The organism is Acinetobacter sp. 1294596 (assembly GCF_000582925.1).
GTDB classification, from domain to species: Bacteria; Pseudomonadota; Gammaproteobacteria; order Pseudomonadales; family Moraxellaceae; genus Acinetobacter; species Acinetobacter radioresistens.
Genome location: NZ_JFCC01000008.1, coordinates 84,008 through 98,971, shown reverse-complemented (window position 1 = coordinate 98,971; position 14,964 = coordinate 84,008). Strand labels below are relative to the sequence as shown.

At 42.3% G+C, this 14,964-nt stretch carries 17 protein-coding genes, 1 tRNA gene, 1 pseudogene and 1 riboswitch; of the genes and pseudogenes, 15 read left to right on the top strand and 4 right to left on the bottom strand.

The annotated features are described in order from the left end of the window. Positions 1-156 precede the first annotated feature (156 nt). From J502_RS05440 to ribB, 6 genes and pseudogenes are all read left to right on the top strand, one after another. Positions 157-231 (top strand) — tRNA-Gln (locus tag J502_RS05440). Positions 232-267: 36 nt separating this feature from the next. Further along, positions 268-1,221, top strand: coding sequence for a ribose-phosphate pyrophosphokinase (locus tag J502_RS05435; RefSeq protein ID WP_005015785.1), 954 nt, complete (start codon positions 268-270; stop codon positions 1,219-1,221). 99 nt (positions 1,222-1,320) lie between these two features. Further along, positions 1,321-1,617, top strand: a complete 297-nt coding sequence (rplY, locus tag J502_RS05430) for a 50S ribosomal protein L25 (protein WP_005015793.1) — start codon at positions 1,321-1,323, stop codon at positions 1,615-1,617. Between the two features lie 19 nt (positions 1,618-1,636). Further along, entirely contained in the window at positions 1,637-2,218 is a 582-nt protein-coding gene (gene pth, locus J502_RS05425; RefSeq protein ID WP_005015797.1) for an aminoacyl-tRNA hydrolase, read from the top strand. Positions 2,219-2,361: 143 nt separating this feature from the next. Next, entirely contained in the window at positions 2,362-2,742 is a 381-nt protein-coding gene (panD, locus tag J502_RS05420; RefSeq protein ID WP_005015800.1) for an aspartate 1-decarboxylase, read from the top strand. Positions 2,743-2,940: 198 nt separating this feature from the next. Continuing rightward, a riboswitch (FMN riboswitch) is annotated at positions 2,941-3,094 on the top strand. Positions 3,095-3,186: 92 nt separating this feature from the next. Then, positions 3,187-3,845: pseudogene (ribB, locus tag J502_RS05415) on the top strand (3,4-dihydroxy-2-butanone-4-phosphate synthase). 36 nt (positions 3,846-3,881) lie between these two features. Here ribB and J502_RS05410 read toward each other — a convergent pair. After that, on the bottom strand, positions 3,882-4,367 hold the full coding sequence (locus J502_RS05410; RefSeq protein ID WP_005015805.1) for a DUF1289 domain-containing protein: 486 nt from the start codon (positions 4,365-4,367) through the stop codon (positions 3,882-3,884). A gap of 114 nt (positions 4,368-4,481) precedes the next feature. On the opposite strand from J502_RS05410, the gene trhO reads away from it, so the two are divergent. The 3 genes from trhO to J502_RS05395 all read left to right on the top strand — a co-directional run bounded on the left by trhO (position 4,482) and on the right by J502_RS05395 (position 6,661). Then, entirely contained in the window at positions 4,482-5,414 is a 933-nt protein-coding gene (gene trhO / locus J502_RS05405) for an oxygen-dependent tRNA uridine(34) hydroxylase TrhO (protein WP_005015807.1), read from the top strand. 268 nt (positions 5,415-5,682) lie between these two features. Further along, a complete protein-coding gene (locus tag J502_RS05400; protein WP_005015809.1) occupies positions 5,683-5,949 on the top strand; it encodes a hypothetical protein in 267 nt (88 codons plus the stop codon). Positions 5,950-6,043: 94 nt separating this feature from the next. Further along, positions 6,044-6,661 (top strand): DedA family protein, encoded by a 618-nt coding sequence (locus J502_RS05395; RefSeq protein ID WP_005015819.1) that lies wholly within the window; start codon positions 6,044-6,046, stop codon positions 6,659-6,661. Positions 6,662-6,822: 161 nt separating this feature from the next. Here the strand turns inward: J502_RS05395 and J502_RS05390 are convergent, their stop codons facing one another. Next, positions 6,823-7,347, bottom strand: a complete 525-nt coding sequence (locus J502_RS05390) for a YecA/YgfB family protein (protein WP_005015821.1) — start codon at positions 7,345-7,347, stop codon at positions 6,823-6,825. Between the two features lie 63 nt (positions 7,348-7,410). Next, on the bottom strand, positions 7,411-7,614 hold the full coding sequence (locus J502_RS05385; protein WP_005015822.1) for a PA3496 family putative envelope integrity protein: 204 nt from the start codon (positions 7,612-7,614) through the stop codon (positions 7,411-7,413). Positions 7,615-7,965: 351 nt separating this feature from the next. Here J502_RS05385 and rpoD point away from each other — a divergent pair, with 351 nt between their 5' ends. The 6 genes from rpoD to J502_RS05355 all read left to right on the top strand — a co-directional run bounded on the left by rpoD (position 7,966) and on the right by J502_RS05355 (position 14,417). Next, on the top strand, positions 7,966-9,855 hold the full coding sequence (gene rpoD / locus J502_RS05380; protein WP_005015823.1) for an RNA polymerase sigma factor RpoD: 1,890 nt from the start codon (positions 7,966-7,968) through the stop codon (positions 9,853-9,855). Between the two features lie 104 nt (positions 9,856-9,959). Continuing rightward, positions 9,960-10,247 carry a YbeD family protein gene (locus J502_RS05375; RefSeq protein WP_005015824.1) on the top strand — a complete coding sequence of 96 codons (288 nt, stop codon included), beginning with the start codon at positions 9,960-9,962 and terminating at the stop codon, positions 10,245-10,247. 58 nt (positions 10,248-10,305) lie between these two features. Then, the gene (gene lipB / locus J502_RS05370; RefSeq protein WP_005024972.1) at positions 10,306-10,971 is read left to right on the top strand and encodes a lipoyl(octanoyl) transferase LipB; all 666 of its coding nucleotides are present in this window, start codon (positions 10,306-10,308) and stop codon (positions 10,969-10,971) included. A 77-nt stretch (positions 10,972-11,048) separates the two neighbouring features. Beyond that, positions 11,049-11,582, top strand: coding sequence for a hypothetical protein (locus J502_RS05365; RefSeq protein ID WP_005024971.1), 534 nt, complete (start codon positions 11,049-11,051; stop codon positions 11,580-11,582). A 1-nt stretch (position 11,583) separates the two neighbouring features. Next, entirely contained in the window at positions 11,584-12,768 is a 1,185-nt protein-coding gene (locus J502_RS05360) for an iron-containing alcohol dehydrogenase (RefSeq protein WP_005015831.1), read from the top strand. Between the two features lie 257 nt (positions 12,769-13,025). Continuing rightward, positions 13,026-14,417: an APC family permease gene (locus J502_RS05355; RefSeq protein WP_005015833.1), complete on the top strand. Its 1,392-nt coding sequence runs from the start codon at positions 13,026-13,028 to the stop codon at positions 14,415-14,417. Between the two features lie 59 nt (positions 14,418-14,476). Here the strand turns inward: J502_RS05355 and J502_RS05350 are convergent, their stop codons facing one another. After that, the gene (locus J502_RS05350; RefSeq protein WP_005015835.1) at positions 14,477-14,953 is read right to left on the bottom strand and encodes a tRNA (cytidine(34)-2'-O)-methyltransferase; all 477 of its coding nucleotides are present in this window, start codon (positions 14,951-14,953) and stop codon (positions 14,477-14,479) included. Positions 14,954-14,964: the final 11 nt, after the last annotated feature.

Genomic DNA, 14,964 nt, shown 5'->3' with positions numbered 1-14,964 from the left:
CCAAGTGGTAAGGCAGCGGGTTTTGATCTCGCCATCCGTTGGTTCGAATCCAGCCGCCCCTGCCATTTTCCTGTAAAAAGATAGAACGTTCATTTGCAAGTTCGTGTTAATTTACCTTGACATAACCATGCAAAAATATTAAAGTTCTGCCGCATTAGGGGTATCGCCAAGTGGTAAGGCAGCGGGTTTTGATCCCGCCATTCGTTGGTTCGAATCCAGCTACCCCTGCCATCTCATTCCATACATGCCAACCGCCAAGGGTGCTTCATGCCCAATCTTGTCGTTTTTAGTGGAAACGCTCATCCACAATTCGCTCAAAAAGTCGTAAGCCATTTACACATTCCGTTGGGAGCTGCTTCTGTAGGCCGTTTCTCTGATGGTGAAATTGCAGTAGAAATTACTGAAAATGTACGTGGTAAAGACGTCTTTATTGTTCAGCCTACCTGTGCACCGACCAACGATAACCTGATGGAAATTCTGGTTATGGCTGATTCATTGCGCCGTGCAAGCGCTGGTCGTATTACTGCTGTCATTCCTTACTTCGGTTATGCTCGTCAAGACCGTCGTCCACGTTCTGCTCGTGTGCCTATTACTGCTAAAGTTGTTGCTGACATGCTCACCACTGTCGGTATAGACCGTGTAGTGATGATTGACCTGCATGCCGACCAGATCCAGGGTTTCTTCGATATTCCTGTAGATAATATCTATGGTACCCCTGCACTGCTTGCTGATCTTCGTCAACAGTCACATCATAACCTGATGGTGGTTTCACCTGACGTAGGTGGTGTTGTACGTGCACGCGCAGTTGCAAAACAGATGGGTGATATCGATCTGGCCATTATTGACAAGCGTCGTCAAAAAGCCAATGAATCACAGGTAATGCATCTGATTGGTGATGTAAAAGACCGTGATTGTGTCATTGTTGATGACATGGTTGATACTGCCGGTACGCTTTGTAAAGCAGCTGATGCATTGAAAACTTTCGGTGCCCGTAAAGTGGTTGCTTATGCAACTCACCCGGTATTATCTGGTAAGGCACTTGAAAACCTGAAGAACTCTGTGATTGATGAGCTGGTCGTATGTGACACAATTCCTCTTTCACAAGAAGCACTTGAGCTTGGCAAAATTCGTCAGGTATCGGTAGCTAGCATGGTTGCTGAAACAATTCGTCGTATCAATAACGAAGAATCTATTAGCGCAATGTTCGATAGTTACTTATAATAGCGCAGATTTTTTATAAACCCTGGCATAAGCTGGGGTTTTCTATTCACCAGACTGGTCGCAAGTCTGGTTTAACTTAAACTCAATGAGGAATATCTCATGGCTAATTTTACATTAAACGCTCAAGCGCGTGCTGCAGACGTACAAGGGAAAGGTGCGAGCCGCCGCCTTCGTCATGCTGCTCAACTTCCAGCAATTATCTATGGTGGTGATGCTGAACCTGTAGCAATTACCCTAGAACTTCGTCAGCTTGTAAAAGCTTTAGAAAACAATGCTTTTTTTGAAGAAGTTATTGAAATTGTTGTAGGCGACAAAACTGAAAGCGTAAAAATTCAAGCGCTTCAGCGTCACCCAGCTAAAAATACACCTATGCACGCTGATTTTAAACGCGCATAAGTGCTAAAAGGCAAAATTAGTGTCTAACATTTCACTGATTATTGGTTTGGGCAACCCAGGTACTGAGTATGCCCAAACCCGCCATAATGCCGGATTCTGGTTTGTCGAACGTCTGGCAGAACAATATGGTATTACTCTTAAAAATGATCCTAAATTCCATGGAATTAGCGGTCGTGGTCAAATCGAAGGACAAGATATCCGACTCTTGTTACCCACTACATTTATGAACCGTTCGGGGCAGAGTGTGGTACCCTTCGCAAAATTCTATCAAATTACTCCCCAGTCAATGCTAGTAGCGCATGACGAACTCGATATGAATCCTGGTATTATCCGGCTGAAAACAGGTGGTGGCCACGGCGGACATAACGGGCTTCGGGACATTACTCCGCATACCGGTCCTGACTTCCATCGTTTGCGTATTGGTATTGGACATCCAGGTTCTAAAGAGCGTGTTTCAGGACATGTCCTCAGCAAAGCCCCGCGCAGTGAGCAAGAGCTTATGGATGATGCGATTAGCCATACATTAAGTAAAATCAAGTTACTGGTTAATGGTGAAATACAGCAGGCCATGAACCAGATTAATGCTTACAAACCGGGCTGATAAAAACCTGCATTACTGAATAATCCATCTTGCCTTGACGCTCATTTAAGAGCAAAATGCGCAGCAGTTGCTTTATTGCACTCTGTATCAAGTGATTGATTTAACCCTAAGACCTATCCTGGTCGACCAAGGAGACGCTAGCCATGCTATCTCGTTTATTAAAATGCAAAATTCATCGTGCGGTAGTAACTCATGCTGAACTTCATTATGAAGGTTCTTGTGCAATTGATGGCGTTCTGATGGATCTAGCTGGCATCCGCGAATATGAAGAAATCCATGTATGGAACGTAACTAATGGCAAACGCTTTGCCACTTATGCAATTCGTGGTGAAGAAAACTCAGGGATTATCTCTGTAAATGGCGGTGCAGCCCATCAGGCAGATGTTGGAGATTTAGTTATCATTGCCACCTTTGGTGATTTTACCGAAGTTGAAGCCAATGCGCATAAACCGCGTCTCGTCTATGCCAATCCTGACAATACGGTAAATCACACTGCTAACTGTATACCGGTTCAGGTCGCTTAAAGTAAAAAAGATAATCTTAAAAAGCCCATGTATGGGCTTTTTTATATTTATAGCTGCACTTTACAGAAAAAGTATCTTAAATTTCATACAGTAATAACATACCCAAAAGGCATTTAGACTAATTTATTCTAAATATAGAACCGATCGTTCTATAGAAAAACATGATTATTCACTTAAAATTGCATTATAATTGAGCTACATCGCTTCAGGGCGGGGTGAAATTCCCCACCGGTGGTAAAGTTGTTTCAATATAAAATCAGCAAGCCCACGAGCGTATTACCTATTTAAAGTACTACGCAGATTTGGTGCAATTCCAAAGCCGACGGTATAGTCCGGATGAAAGAAGACGAGATTACCCTTATGTATATTTATATAGGGGTCGTTATATATTTCATATCTGTCCTGAAATGTTCCACTGTATTTTCATTTACGTGAGCGTTTCATATGTCTAGTTTAATTCAACCCGAACTGTTTTTTTCCGCTTTATCTCCTGCTGAGCAACGTATTCAGCAAGCTCTAGAAGATATTCGCCAGGGTAAGCCTGTACTGGTCATGGATGATTTTGACCGGGAAAATGAAGCTGATCTGATTGTAGCTGCTGAAACCCTCAATGTTGAAACCATGGCTCGCATGATTCGCGATGGTTCTGGCATCGTCTGTTTATGTCTTACCGAACAAGCTGCAGATCACTTAGAACTTTCGCCAATGGTGAAGCACAATTCCAGCCATTTTCATACTGCTTTTACAGTAACTATTGAAGCAGCTCAGGGGGTGACGACTGGCGTTTCAGCAAAAGACCGGGTAACTACTATTCATGCTGCAATTAAAGACGGCGCTGTGGCAAGTGATTTAAATCGTCCTGCCATGTTTTTCCCTTGCGCGCACGAGACGGCGGTGTGCTGGTTCGTCGCGGACATACCGAAGGTAGTATAGATCTGGCATGTATGGCTGGCCTTAAACCGGCAGGGGTGTTATGTGAGCTGACCAATCCTGACGGAACTATGGCTACAGGTATTCAGGTACTGGCATATGCCCAGACTCATCACCTTACCGTAATTACCATAGAAGAGCTGGTTCAATACCGCATGCAACATCAAATCTAAAACTTAACAGACTTTTAGAATAGCCTCTCAGGAGGCTTACTCATCATCTTCCATATACAGCAGATTTTGTCGTATATCCCCTGCCCGTAACCAAGCCAGTTCATAACTGGCTTTAGCCAAAGCCAATACTTTTTGCTCAAATAGTTGCCATAATGGTTTGATCTGCTCAGCACTGATACCCAAACCACTCTCTTCAGCCAGATTCTTATTTTTTTCACAGATTTTAAGTGCATGGTATAACTTGCGTCCCTGACTTGCATTTTCCAGCAGACGTACCCGTTTTGATAAAACAAACTCCTCGACTTGTGCCAGCTGGGCCATCGGGAGCATAGGTACTAAAATCTGGTCCAGCTGGGCATCAAGTCGTTGCCACACTGCCATACGCTCTTCAACTGTATACGTATTCCACTGGATCACTTCATGATTAAAACGCCGGCATCCCCGACAGACCTGATCACCAAATACAGTTGAACAACGTCCAGCACATGGTGTCAGGGATGGGATACGGCGTTCAGTATTCAAGACATGCTCCTTTCAATAAAAACCATAACAGCCATATGGTTTTCTCGCTTCTTCATAAAATTCGCGCTAAAATACGCGCCTTAATTTCCTATCTTAATACATTTGGAGTCTTCCATGAACGCTACTGTAGAACAGCTTGCACCTGTAGAACAGCAAGCGACCACTGACTGGGTTGTTGCCGCACTATATCAATTTAAAGAAGTTCAAGATCCAGCCGATCTTCAGCAGCGTCTTCTTGATCTGGTGCAAGCTATGAACTTATGTGGGACTCTTATTGTAGCAGGAGAAGGTATTAACGGGACTGTAGCAGGCGACCGCAATGCTATTGATACTCTTCATCAGTTTTTGCTAGGCGAAGGGTTTAACGAAATGGAATATAAAGAGTCCCATAGTACGGACAAACCATTTCGTAAAATGAAAATCAAGCTAAAAAAAGAAATCGTAACGCTCGGTGTACCGGTAAAACCACGTGACCTGGTCGGCCATTATCTTGACCCGAAGGAATGGAATGAGCTCATTGCACGCGATGATGTAATTCTGATTGATACACGAAACGACTATGAGTATAAGGCGGGTACATTTAAGGGCGCAATTGACCCTAAAACTGAAACTTTCCGTGAATTTCCCGAGTACGTAAAAAAGAACCTTGAACAGCATAAAGACAAAAAAATTGCGATGTTCTGTACCGGGGGCATTCGATGTGAAAAATCAACTTCATTACTTTTACAAGAAGGTTTCAATGAGGTTTACCATCTCAAAGGCGGTATTTTAAAATATCTAGAAGAAACACCACCGGAAGAAAGCCTCTGGGAAGGTGAATGTTTTGTCTTTGATGGGCGTACTGCAGTTACTCATGGCATAGAAGAAGGACAGCACAGTAAATGCCATGCATGTGGATGGCCATTAACGCCTGAGGAAATTGAACTGCACAGCTATGAACATGGCGTATCTTGCAAGTACTGTATAGATAAAACGACAGAAAAACAGAAGGCAGGTTTCCGTATGCGACAGTCTCAAATTGCTGCAGCAAAACGTAAACGTCTATAATTCTTTAATGTAATCTATATGTTAAAAACCGCATTAGTTTTGATGCGGTTTTTACGTTTTATCACATTCACTCGCAAACCCGCTATAGTTTTCTACATTTTCACTATCTGAAGCTTATTGTATTGCTCATTGATCTTGCTAATCTACACACTGTTAGGTTTTGTTACCTTCTATTCACCATAAAAAATTTATAAGTCTATAGATATTACTCTTATAGGCAAATATGTGAATAAAACCATTTAGATTCATTTGCAGGAAGGCCAGATTTATGGAAATTAGTGAGCATACTGAATATCCAGCTTCTTCAAGCATCCATTCTTTACAGTCTAATCAGATTCAGGCTGAGCTAGAAAAACAACCCCATATTTTTATAGTCTTATTAGGTGCAATGATCGGTATCATCTTTGCGCTGTTTATTGCCTATCATTTGGAAGGAATGTTTCTTTCCTTACTCTGTATTGGTACGCTGCCTTTGTGTTTTGCCTACTTCTTGCGAAAAGTCTATATTCATACTTTAGTCAATTATCAGGAATAAACTCATCTACTTACATGATTTAGACAGAATAAAATAAAAGATTGGTTTTCACTGCAAAGTATAAATACCTAAACTGAATGGCGTGAGCTGATCTATGAATCTTGATGAGTGGGTTATTTCAATCATGGAACAGTTAGGCTATCTGGGAATAGCCTTACTGATGTTTCTGGACAACATTTTTCCTCCTATCCCTTCTGAAGTTATTATGCCGTCTGCCGGTTATGTGGCGTCAAAAGGTGAATTGCTTCTAGTGGGTATCATTATTGCTGGTAGCTGTGGTTCATTACTGGCAGCGGCCCTACTCTACTGGATTGGCAGAAAAATTCCTCAGGACAGACTGCTTAATCTGGTAGACCGGTACGGTAAATATCTTTTCATCAAGAGAGCTGATGTTATTAAAGCCTTGAAATGGTTTGAACATTATGGGCATCGGATTGTATTCTTGGGTCGCATGGTGCCTGCTGTACGCTCACTGATCAGCATTCCCGCAGGCATGAGCCGAATGCCATTCTGGAAGTTCATGCTTTATAGTGGGCTGGGCACAGTGATCTGGACGACATTTCTTGCATGTGTGGGTTTCTATCTGGGTGAAAATCAGGACAAGATGCATGCGCTGATGAGTAATGTCGGCAATATGGTCTTGGCTATTGTTGTAATTATTGCACTCTGTTTTGTATTTAAGCGCTACTGGAAGAAAAAACATTTCTCTTAGCAGCATTTCTTATCATAGTCGAACTTCACAGCTATAATTTTAGTCTGCTAAATTTTGACGAAATTCCCTGTGAATTATAATTATACTCATGATAATTATCTGATTCTGGTAAAAAACTATAAAAAAACACCCTGCATGAGGGTGTTTTTCTTTAAGAGAAACTATTCTGGCGTATGGTACATCAGATAGAGTTCATTGAGATTCTCTGGAATTTCCTCTGCCAATTCATCCATCAACTGGCCATTACGACGGAAAGATTCCATCTGCGGATCTTCTTCATCAACGCCACTGAACACCATAATCGGCAAGGTTAAGTCCACCAACTGATCTTCAAACTCTGGCGTAAACCAGGCTTCCTCATTTAAGAACATGGCATCGACAAAACCAACTGACCAGTCGCCCAAGCTGGATTCTACATCAGCTTCCTCAATTTCAAAGGGAAACTCGATACCCTCTTCATTGGCAAGATTTTGCTGAAGTGAAGTCAACCAGAGCTTGATTTGGGTAATAATTTCTGCTGGCACTTTCTTGTGATTATTATCAAACAGCTCTTCAAGCCAGCGATCAAACTTCGGGCCAACCGCAATAGCACATAAAAAACCGTGAGTTGCTGCAAAATCTAGACCATACTCATTTTGGTCACCATCTAGATACTCGCTCAACAGGTCTAAATCTAAAGCACTCATCTTGAATCCAAATTAATAAATTAAGCCTAGAATAGCATTTCTCGACGGGATGCCCAATCGGGTTTATTCGTCATCGTCGAGATCATCGTCATCAAAATCGTAATCAAAATCTTTCAGTTCTCGTTCCAGGCGACGTTGAGCTAGCAGGTCATCGATCAGACGACGTTTTTCCAATGATTCTTTTGCGCTGATTTTACTCGACGCCTCATCAAAGCTGACATCATCATCACCGTAGTTATCATCTAATTCAAAATCTGTAGAAGACACTAAAACTACCTCGTAGTAGAAAAATGTGAATGGGCCTAGGCGCTATTTATCTTTCTTCATTTTAATTGTCAAGATTTATTTGTTTTTTTTGAGAATTCCAGTTAAATAACTCTTTTTTTTAACGGCAAAATTGTGTATTTATGGAGGACTAACTGAGTGATGGGTTTAACCTGACAAAATTTAGGCCATTCACTTGAAAAAAATAATTTTAGCCCAACATTCAACAATAATTGTGAAATGAAATCTATTTATAAAATCATGCTTGACTGATCAAATCAGAAAATTTTGATGCGATTTGTGCTATCATGCACGGTTTTTCACTGCCACAGATTCAACGAAGAGTAAGCAAAGATGAGCGATATGCATTCCCCTACTTCTCAAGTAGCGGCTCTGATTAGCCGAGGCAAAGAACAAGGTTACCTAACTTACGCTGAGGTTAACGATCATCTCCCAGACTCAATCACTGAAAGTGAACAGATTGAAGACATTATCCAGATGCTTCAGGATGTGGGTATTCCTGTACACGAACGTGCTCCTGAATCTGATGATGCGATGTTTGAGGATAACGCCGAAGCTGCCGATGAGGTAGCCGAAGAAGAAGCTGCAGCTGTTCTTGCTTCAGTTGAAAATGAGCCAGGCCGTACTACAGACCCTGTACGTATGTATATGCGCGAAATGGGTACTGTCGAGCTTTTAACCCGTGAAGGCGAGATTAGCATTGCTAAACGTATTGAAGAAGGTATTCGCGACGTTCTTCACTCTATTGCTTACTGGCCAAATGCAGTTGAAGTTGTATTAAAAGAATATAAAGATTATCAAGAAGGCGAACGTCGTCTGGCCGATATTCTTTCAGGCTATCTTGATCCGGAATCTGATGAAGAAATTCCTGAAGTGATAGAAGATGCTGTACTGGAAGAAGATGAAGATGAAACTGCTTCGAAATCGACCAAGGAAGTTAAACTTGATGACGATGAAGAAGAAGAGGAAGAATCTGAATCAGATGATGATTCAGAAGCAGATTCGGGCCCGGATCCTGAAATTGCCAAAGTTCGTTTCACCGAGCTTGAGACAGTCTGGCAAGAAACTAAGTCAGTAATTGAAAAGCATGGTCGTGATAGTGCAGAAGCAAAGGCTGCACTTGAGGCTCTGGCATCTGTATTTATGATGTTTAAGTTTACTCCGCGCCTCTTTGATATTATTTCTGAAATGATTCGTGGTACGCATGAGCAAATCCGTACTTCCGAACGTGAAATTATGCGCTACGCAGTTCGTCGTGGCCGTATGGACCGTACCCAGTTCCGCACCTCCTTTCCAGGACAGGAGTCAAACCCGGGCTGGCTTGATGAACAAATGGCAAAAGCATCTCCAGATATTAAAGGTCATCTAGAAAAAGTTCGTCCTGATGTTTTGGCATTCCAGCAGAAGATTGCTGATATTGAGAAAGAACTTGGTCTGAACGTTATTGATATTAAAGATATCTCTAAACGTATGGCAATTGGTGAAGCTAAAGCTCGTCGTGCCAAGAAAGAGATGGTTGAAGCCAACTTGCGTCTGGTAATCTCGATTGCCAAAAAATATACCAACCGTGGACTGCAATTCCTGGATTTGATTCAGGAAGGTAATATTGGCCTGATGAAAGCCGTAGACAAGTTTGAATACCGTCGTGGCTATAAGTTCTCAACTTATGCTACCTGGTGGATTCGTCAGGCAATCACCCGCTCAATTGCCGATCAGGCACGTACCATCCGTATTCCGGTGCACATGATTGAAACAATTAACAAGATCAACCGTGTATCACGTCAGTTACTTCAGGAAATGGGCCGCGAGCCAACACCGGAAGAGCTGGGTGAACGTCTGGAAATGGATGAGGTGAAGGTACGTAAGGTACTTAAAATTGCCAAAGAACCTATTTCAATGGAAACACCAATTGGTGATGATGAAGACTCGCATCTGGGAGATTTCATTGAAGACCAGAACATTACCTCTCCGGTAGATGCTGCAACTTCAGAAGGGTTAAAAGAAGCAACACGTGAAGTTTTAGAAAACTTAACTGAACGTGAAGCTAAAGTTCTGAAAATGCGCTTTGGTATCGACATGCCAACTGACCATACATTAGAAGAAGTGGGTAAACAGTTCGACGTTACCCGTGAACGTATCCGTCAGATTGAAGCCAAAGCTTTACGTAAATTGCGTCATCCATCCCGCTCTGAGCACTTACGTTCATTCCTGGAAAATGACTAACCGGGCTGGGACCGGTTTGAAATATAACCCGCTGCCCTCATATTTTAACTAACTGTTCAAGACGCCTGCTTCAGCAGGCGTTTTCTATCATTTTGAGGTGTCTTATGCTTGACCGTACCCCATCGCGTGAGCTGCGTGAAGAACTTTGGGTTTTCCCGATGGATTATCCTATCAAGCTCATCGGCAATGCTGGCGATGAACTGCGCATAGCAGTAATTGAAATTCTGCTTAAACATTTCCCTGATTTTGATGAAGCAACCTTAAAGATACAACCATCACGTACAGGAAAATACCACTCTCTTACTGCCCAGTTACGTTTTGATGAACTGGAGCAGGTTCATGCACTTTATGCAGACCTGGCCGCTTGCCCTTATATTAAAACCGCGCTTTAATTCAAAACCAGATATGAACAATATCTGGTTTTTTACTTTCTGATAGGGTCATTTTACTATGGCGGAACAAGTAACTGAATCTAAGCCCGCATTAACTGTACGCTGTTTTAAAGGATTACAGGACTATACCCCAACTTTTGAAGCCATGAAGCGCTTCACCGAGCAGCGGGATAAAGATACGCCCGATGAATTATGGTTATTGCAGCATAATAATGTTCTTACTCAGGGACAGGCTGGGAAACCTGAACATATCCTCCAGCGTCCAGATATGCCAGTAGTGCAGAGTGATCGTGGCGGTCAGGTAACCTGGCATGGCCCAGGTCAGCTAGTAGCTTATTTCATGTTTGATTTGAATCGATTGAAATGGAACGTGCGTACGCTGGTCAGTTTTGCCGAACAGTTCATGGTCGATCTGCTTAAAAAGTATGGAATTGAAGCATATGCCAAGCCAGATGCGCCGGGTGTCTATGTTGCTGACCGTAAAATCGGTTCTTTGGGATTCAAGATTCGTCGTGGCCGTAGCTATCATGGACTGGCATTAAATATTGACTGTCAACTGGACGGCTTTCATTGTATTAACCCTTGTGGTTATGCCGGTCTGAAAATGGTACGGTTAAATGATCTGCTGGATGACTACCCTACCTTTGAAAAACTGTGCCAGGACTTCATTGAATATCTAGACAACACCCATTACTTTAGTGAACTGCAAGTCAATAATGAATAAATGACTTTGCGAATGTTATAAAATACATTAGAGTATTTACTCTAAATAATAATATTTTTCAATAAAGGGATAAGCGAGTGATTTCTATAAACTCTGTAAAACCCGCTTTGCAGCAGGCTTATGTCAGGCTGATGATGGATATCATTGGACGCGGACTGGTCATGGCCAGTCAGGTTGACCATGAAATTCAGCAGGAAGTTGCAAAATTTCCAGAAGGATTTGTGTTGTCGATGACCGTATATCCAAATGGTCCGGCCTTTGTGGCACAAGTGACAGCAGAACGGCAACTTAAACTGTTAAATGATTTTAATGGCAAACCCGACCTGACCATCATGTTTAAACACCTGAGTCATGCATTCTTAGTTTTTTCCTTTCAGGAAAGTACTGCACAATCGTTTGCAAATGACCGTATGGTTGCCGATGGCGATGTAAGTTATGCAATTCGTCTGGTACGTTGCCTCAACAAAATGGAATCTCTGATCTTGCCAAAACTGGTTGCAGAGTTTGCAGTAAAACAATATCCGGCCAAACTTGGCTTAAAAGAAAAACTTAGTGGCGCTACCAATATTTATTTAAAAGTTGCCCAGTCCTATTTCAAACGGAGTACTTAACATGGCTAAACCTTATTATGAATTTTTCTGTCCAGTTAAAGTAATTGCAGGAAATGCCGCGTTAGAACATATTCCTTTTGAACTGGCTACTTTAGGCGCCAAGCGGCCGATGATCATCACTGATAAAGGCGTACGGGCTAATAATTTATTACAGCCGATTGAAGCAGCTTTTGAGTCAACTGACGCTGTGATTGGATGTATTTTTGATGATGTGCCACCGGATTCAAGTCTGCAGACTGTGCGTAATGCGGCACAGGCATACCGTGACAATAACTGTGATGCCATCATTGCTGTTGGTGGCGGTTCAGTGATCGACACCTCCAAAGCTACCAATATTTTAGTCTCTGAAGGTGGCGATGACCTGCTGAAATATTCCGGTGCACACAATCTGCCGAAAGCTTTAAAGCCATTTTTTGTAATTCCTACTACTTCAGGTACAGGTTCTGAAGTAACCATGGTAGCTGTTGTATCTGACACAGAAAAGAATGTGAAACTGGCTTTTGCTTCTTATTATCTGATGCCACATGCAGCTATTCTTGACCCGCGCATGACTTCCAGTTTGCCCCCCCATCTGACGGCCATGACCGGTATGGACGCACTTACACACTGTGTCGAGGCATACACCTGTCTCGCCTCCAATCCTCTAAGTGATGCTTATGCTGTCGCCGGTATCAAAAAAATCAGTGAAAACCTGTTTAAAGTTCTGGATCAGCCCAATAATGCACAAGGTCGTCTGGAATTGGCACAAGCCTCTACCATGGCTGGTATTGCATTTTCTAACTCTATGGTCGGTCTGGTTCACTCGCTTGGGCATGCACTGGGCGCGGTAGCTCATTTACCGCATGGTTTATGTATGAATCTGTTTCTGCCTTATGTACTGGAATATAACAAAAGCATTAATGGCAATAAAATCGGTGAGCTGCTGTTACCGCTTGCAGGTGCAGATACCTATGCCCAGACACCAGCAGAGCTGCGTGCAGACAAAGCTATTGCAACTATCCTGACCATGCGTGACCATCTATATAGCCTGACTAAACTCCCGAGAACCCTACGTGAAACTGGTAAAGTCACTGAAGAACAGCTCGATGAGGTGGCAGAAAAAGCCTTAAATGATGGCTCGATTATCTTTAATCCGAAAGAAGCCACTCTAGATGACCTGCGTGCGATTTTACAAAAAGCTTGGTAAAGGCTGGTTTATATAACTTTTGCGTCCAAAATTTAGACCAATTTTGGACGTTTTTCTTTTAAAACAGAAGACGACCTATCTGGGTAATATTTTAACTAACTAAAAAAATGCTAAAAAATCCTGCAAAGCTACTGACAATATAAATCATTTAAGATAGATTGGCGCGCACTTTGCTTTATTTCGTAGGGGGGATCGTTCGTCTCAAACGATCCTTAAATATAGCTGATCCTTGATCAACGATTATGAGGATAACGCCGTTGACTAATTTCACTGGGACGCAATCGGCAGCCAAACTGCAAAAAACGCTAGGCCTCTGGCACATTATTATTATTGGTTTGGCCTATATTCAGCCTATGACCTTGTTTGATACATTCGGTCTGGTATCTGAAGAAAGTCATTATCATGTACCTACTTCCTACATTATTGCCCTGATCGCAATTCTGTTTACCTCGATCAGTTATGGTCATATGATCCGTCGCTATCCATCTTCCGGGTCTGCATATACTTATGCCCAGAAATCCATTCATCCGAATGTCGGCTTTATGGTGGGCTGGTCATCCTGGTTAGACTATTTATTGTCACCGATGGTAAATATTATTCTGGCGGTCATTTATCTGGAAGCTTTATTTCCGGATGTGAATCACTGGGTATGGGTAATAGGCTTAACTGCCTTTATGACCGGTGTAAATCTGCGTGGTGCCAGATTTGTAGCGAATTTCAATAGTATAATCGTGTTTATACAGTTGGGCGTAATTGCCTATTTCACCTGGATGGTCTACAACCTCCTGATTGGTGGAGTAAATGCTGATGGTACTCTGGTCAATGCAAAATACCAGTTATGGAGTCTGGAACCGTTCTGGAACGAGATGACTAGCCTGGGTGCTTTAATTACCGGTGCAACTTTACTCTGCTTCTCATTTACCGGTTTTGACTCCTTAAGCTCACTGGCTGAAGAAACAAAAGATACTGAACGCACTTTGCCTAAAGCAATTTTCCTGACAGCTTTAATTGCAGGTGTGATCTTTATTATCAGCACCTACTTCATGCAAATCTATTTCCCGAATGATCCGAAGACTTACTTTGAAGATGTAGCGGCAACCCAGCCAGATATCCTGCAAGCTGTAGGCGGCGTGGCTTTCAAGACTGTTGTCCTTTATTTTGCAATTGTAACAGTCATGGCTTCAGGAATTTCAGCACATGCTGGCGTATCCCGCTTGATGTATGTCATGGGACGTGATGGAGTAATTAATAAAAAGATCTTTGGTCATATCAGTCCTAAAAGCTTCACTCCGTCTTACAATATTATGATTGTAGGTGCAGTTGCCTTAACTGCTGGGTTCATGGACCTGGATATTGTGATCTCAATGATCAGCTTTGGTGCGCTGACAGCATTTACATTTGTCAATCTGTCCGTAATTTCGCGTTACGCACTACGTGATGGCCGCAGCAAGAACCTCAAAGATATTTTTAACTTTGTAGTTATTCCAATGCTCGGTTTTATCAGCATTTTTGCAATGTGGCTAGAGATTGAAGAAACAGCATTGAAATATGGTTTATGGTGGGCCATGTTTGGTATTTTATACTTAGGTTATAAAACTAAAGGCTTTAAATACCCTGCTCCACAGCATAATGAATATGATGATCGCTGATCATAAAATATAAGAAAAGGAGGCGCATTGAGCGCCTCTTTTTTATAGGTTAATTTAGGTTAAAGCGGTTGAAACCCCTGCTGGCGCCATGCTTCATATACAATAACAGCAGTCGCATTTGATAAATTTAAACTGCGTGATTCGGGTGCCATTGGTAAACGAATCCAATGCTGTTCTGGAAACATCAGGCGTACCTGCTCAGGCAAACCACGAGTTTCCGGCCCCATCAGCAAAGCTACCGGACGGTTAAGATCAGCAGTATGCGGCGTTTCAAAGCCTTTAGTGGTTAATGGATAAACCGCATCTATACCAATTCCTTTGGTCTGCAAGTGTGCAAGGCATTCTTCAATATTTTCCCAGATCTGCATACGAGCCCATTCATGATAATCCAGCCCTGCACGTTTAAGCTTTTTATCATCAAGTTCAAAACCTAACGGTTTCACCAAATGCAGTTGAGCGCCAGTATTGGCACACAAACGGATAATATTTCCTGTATTTGCAGGAATTTCGGGCTCAAATAACACAACATGAATCACAAATATCTACT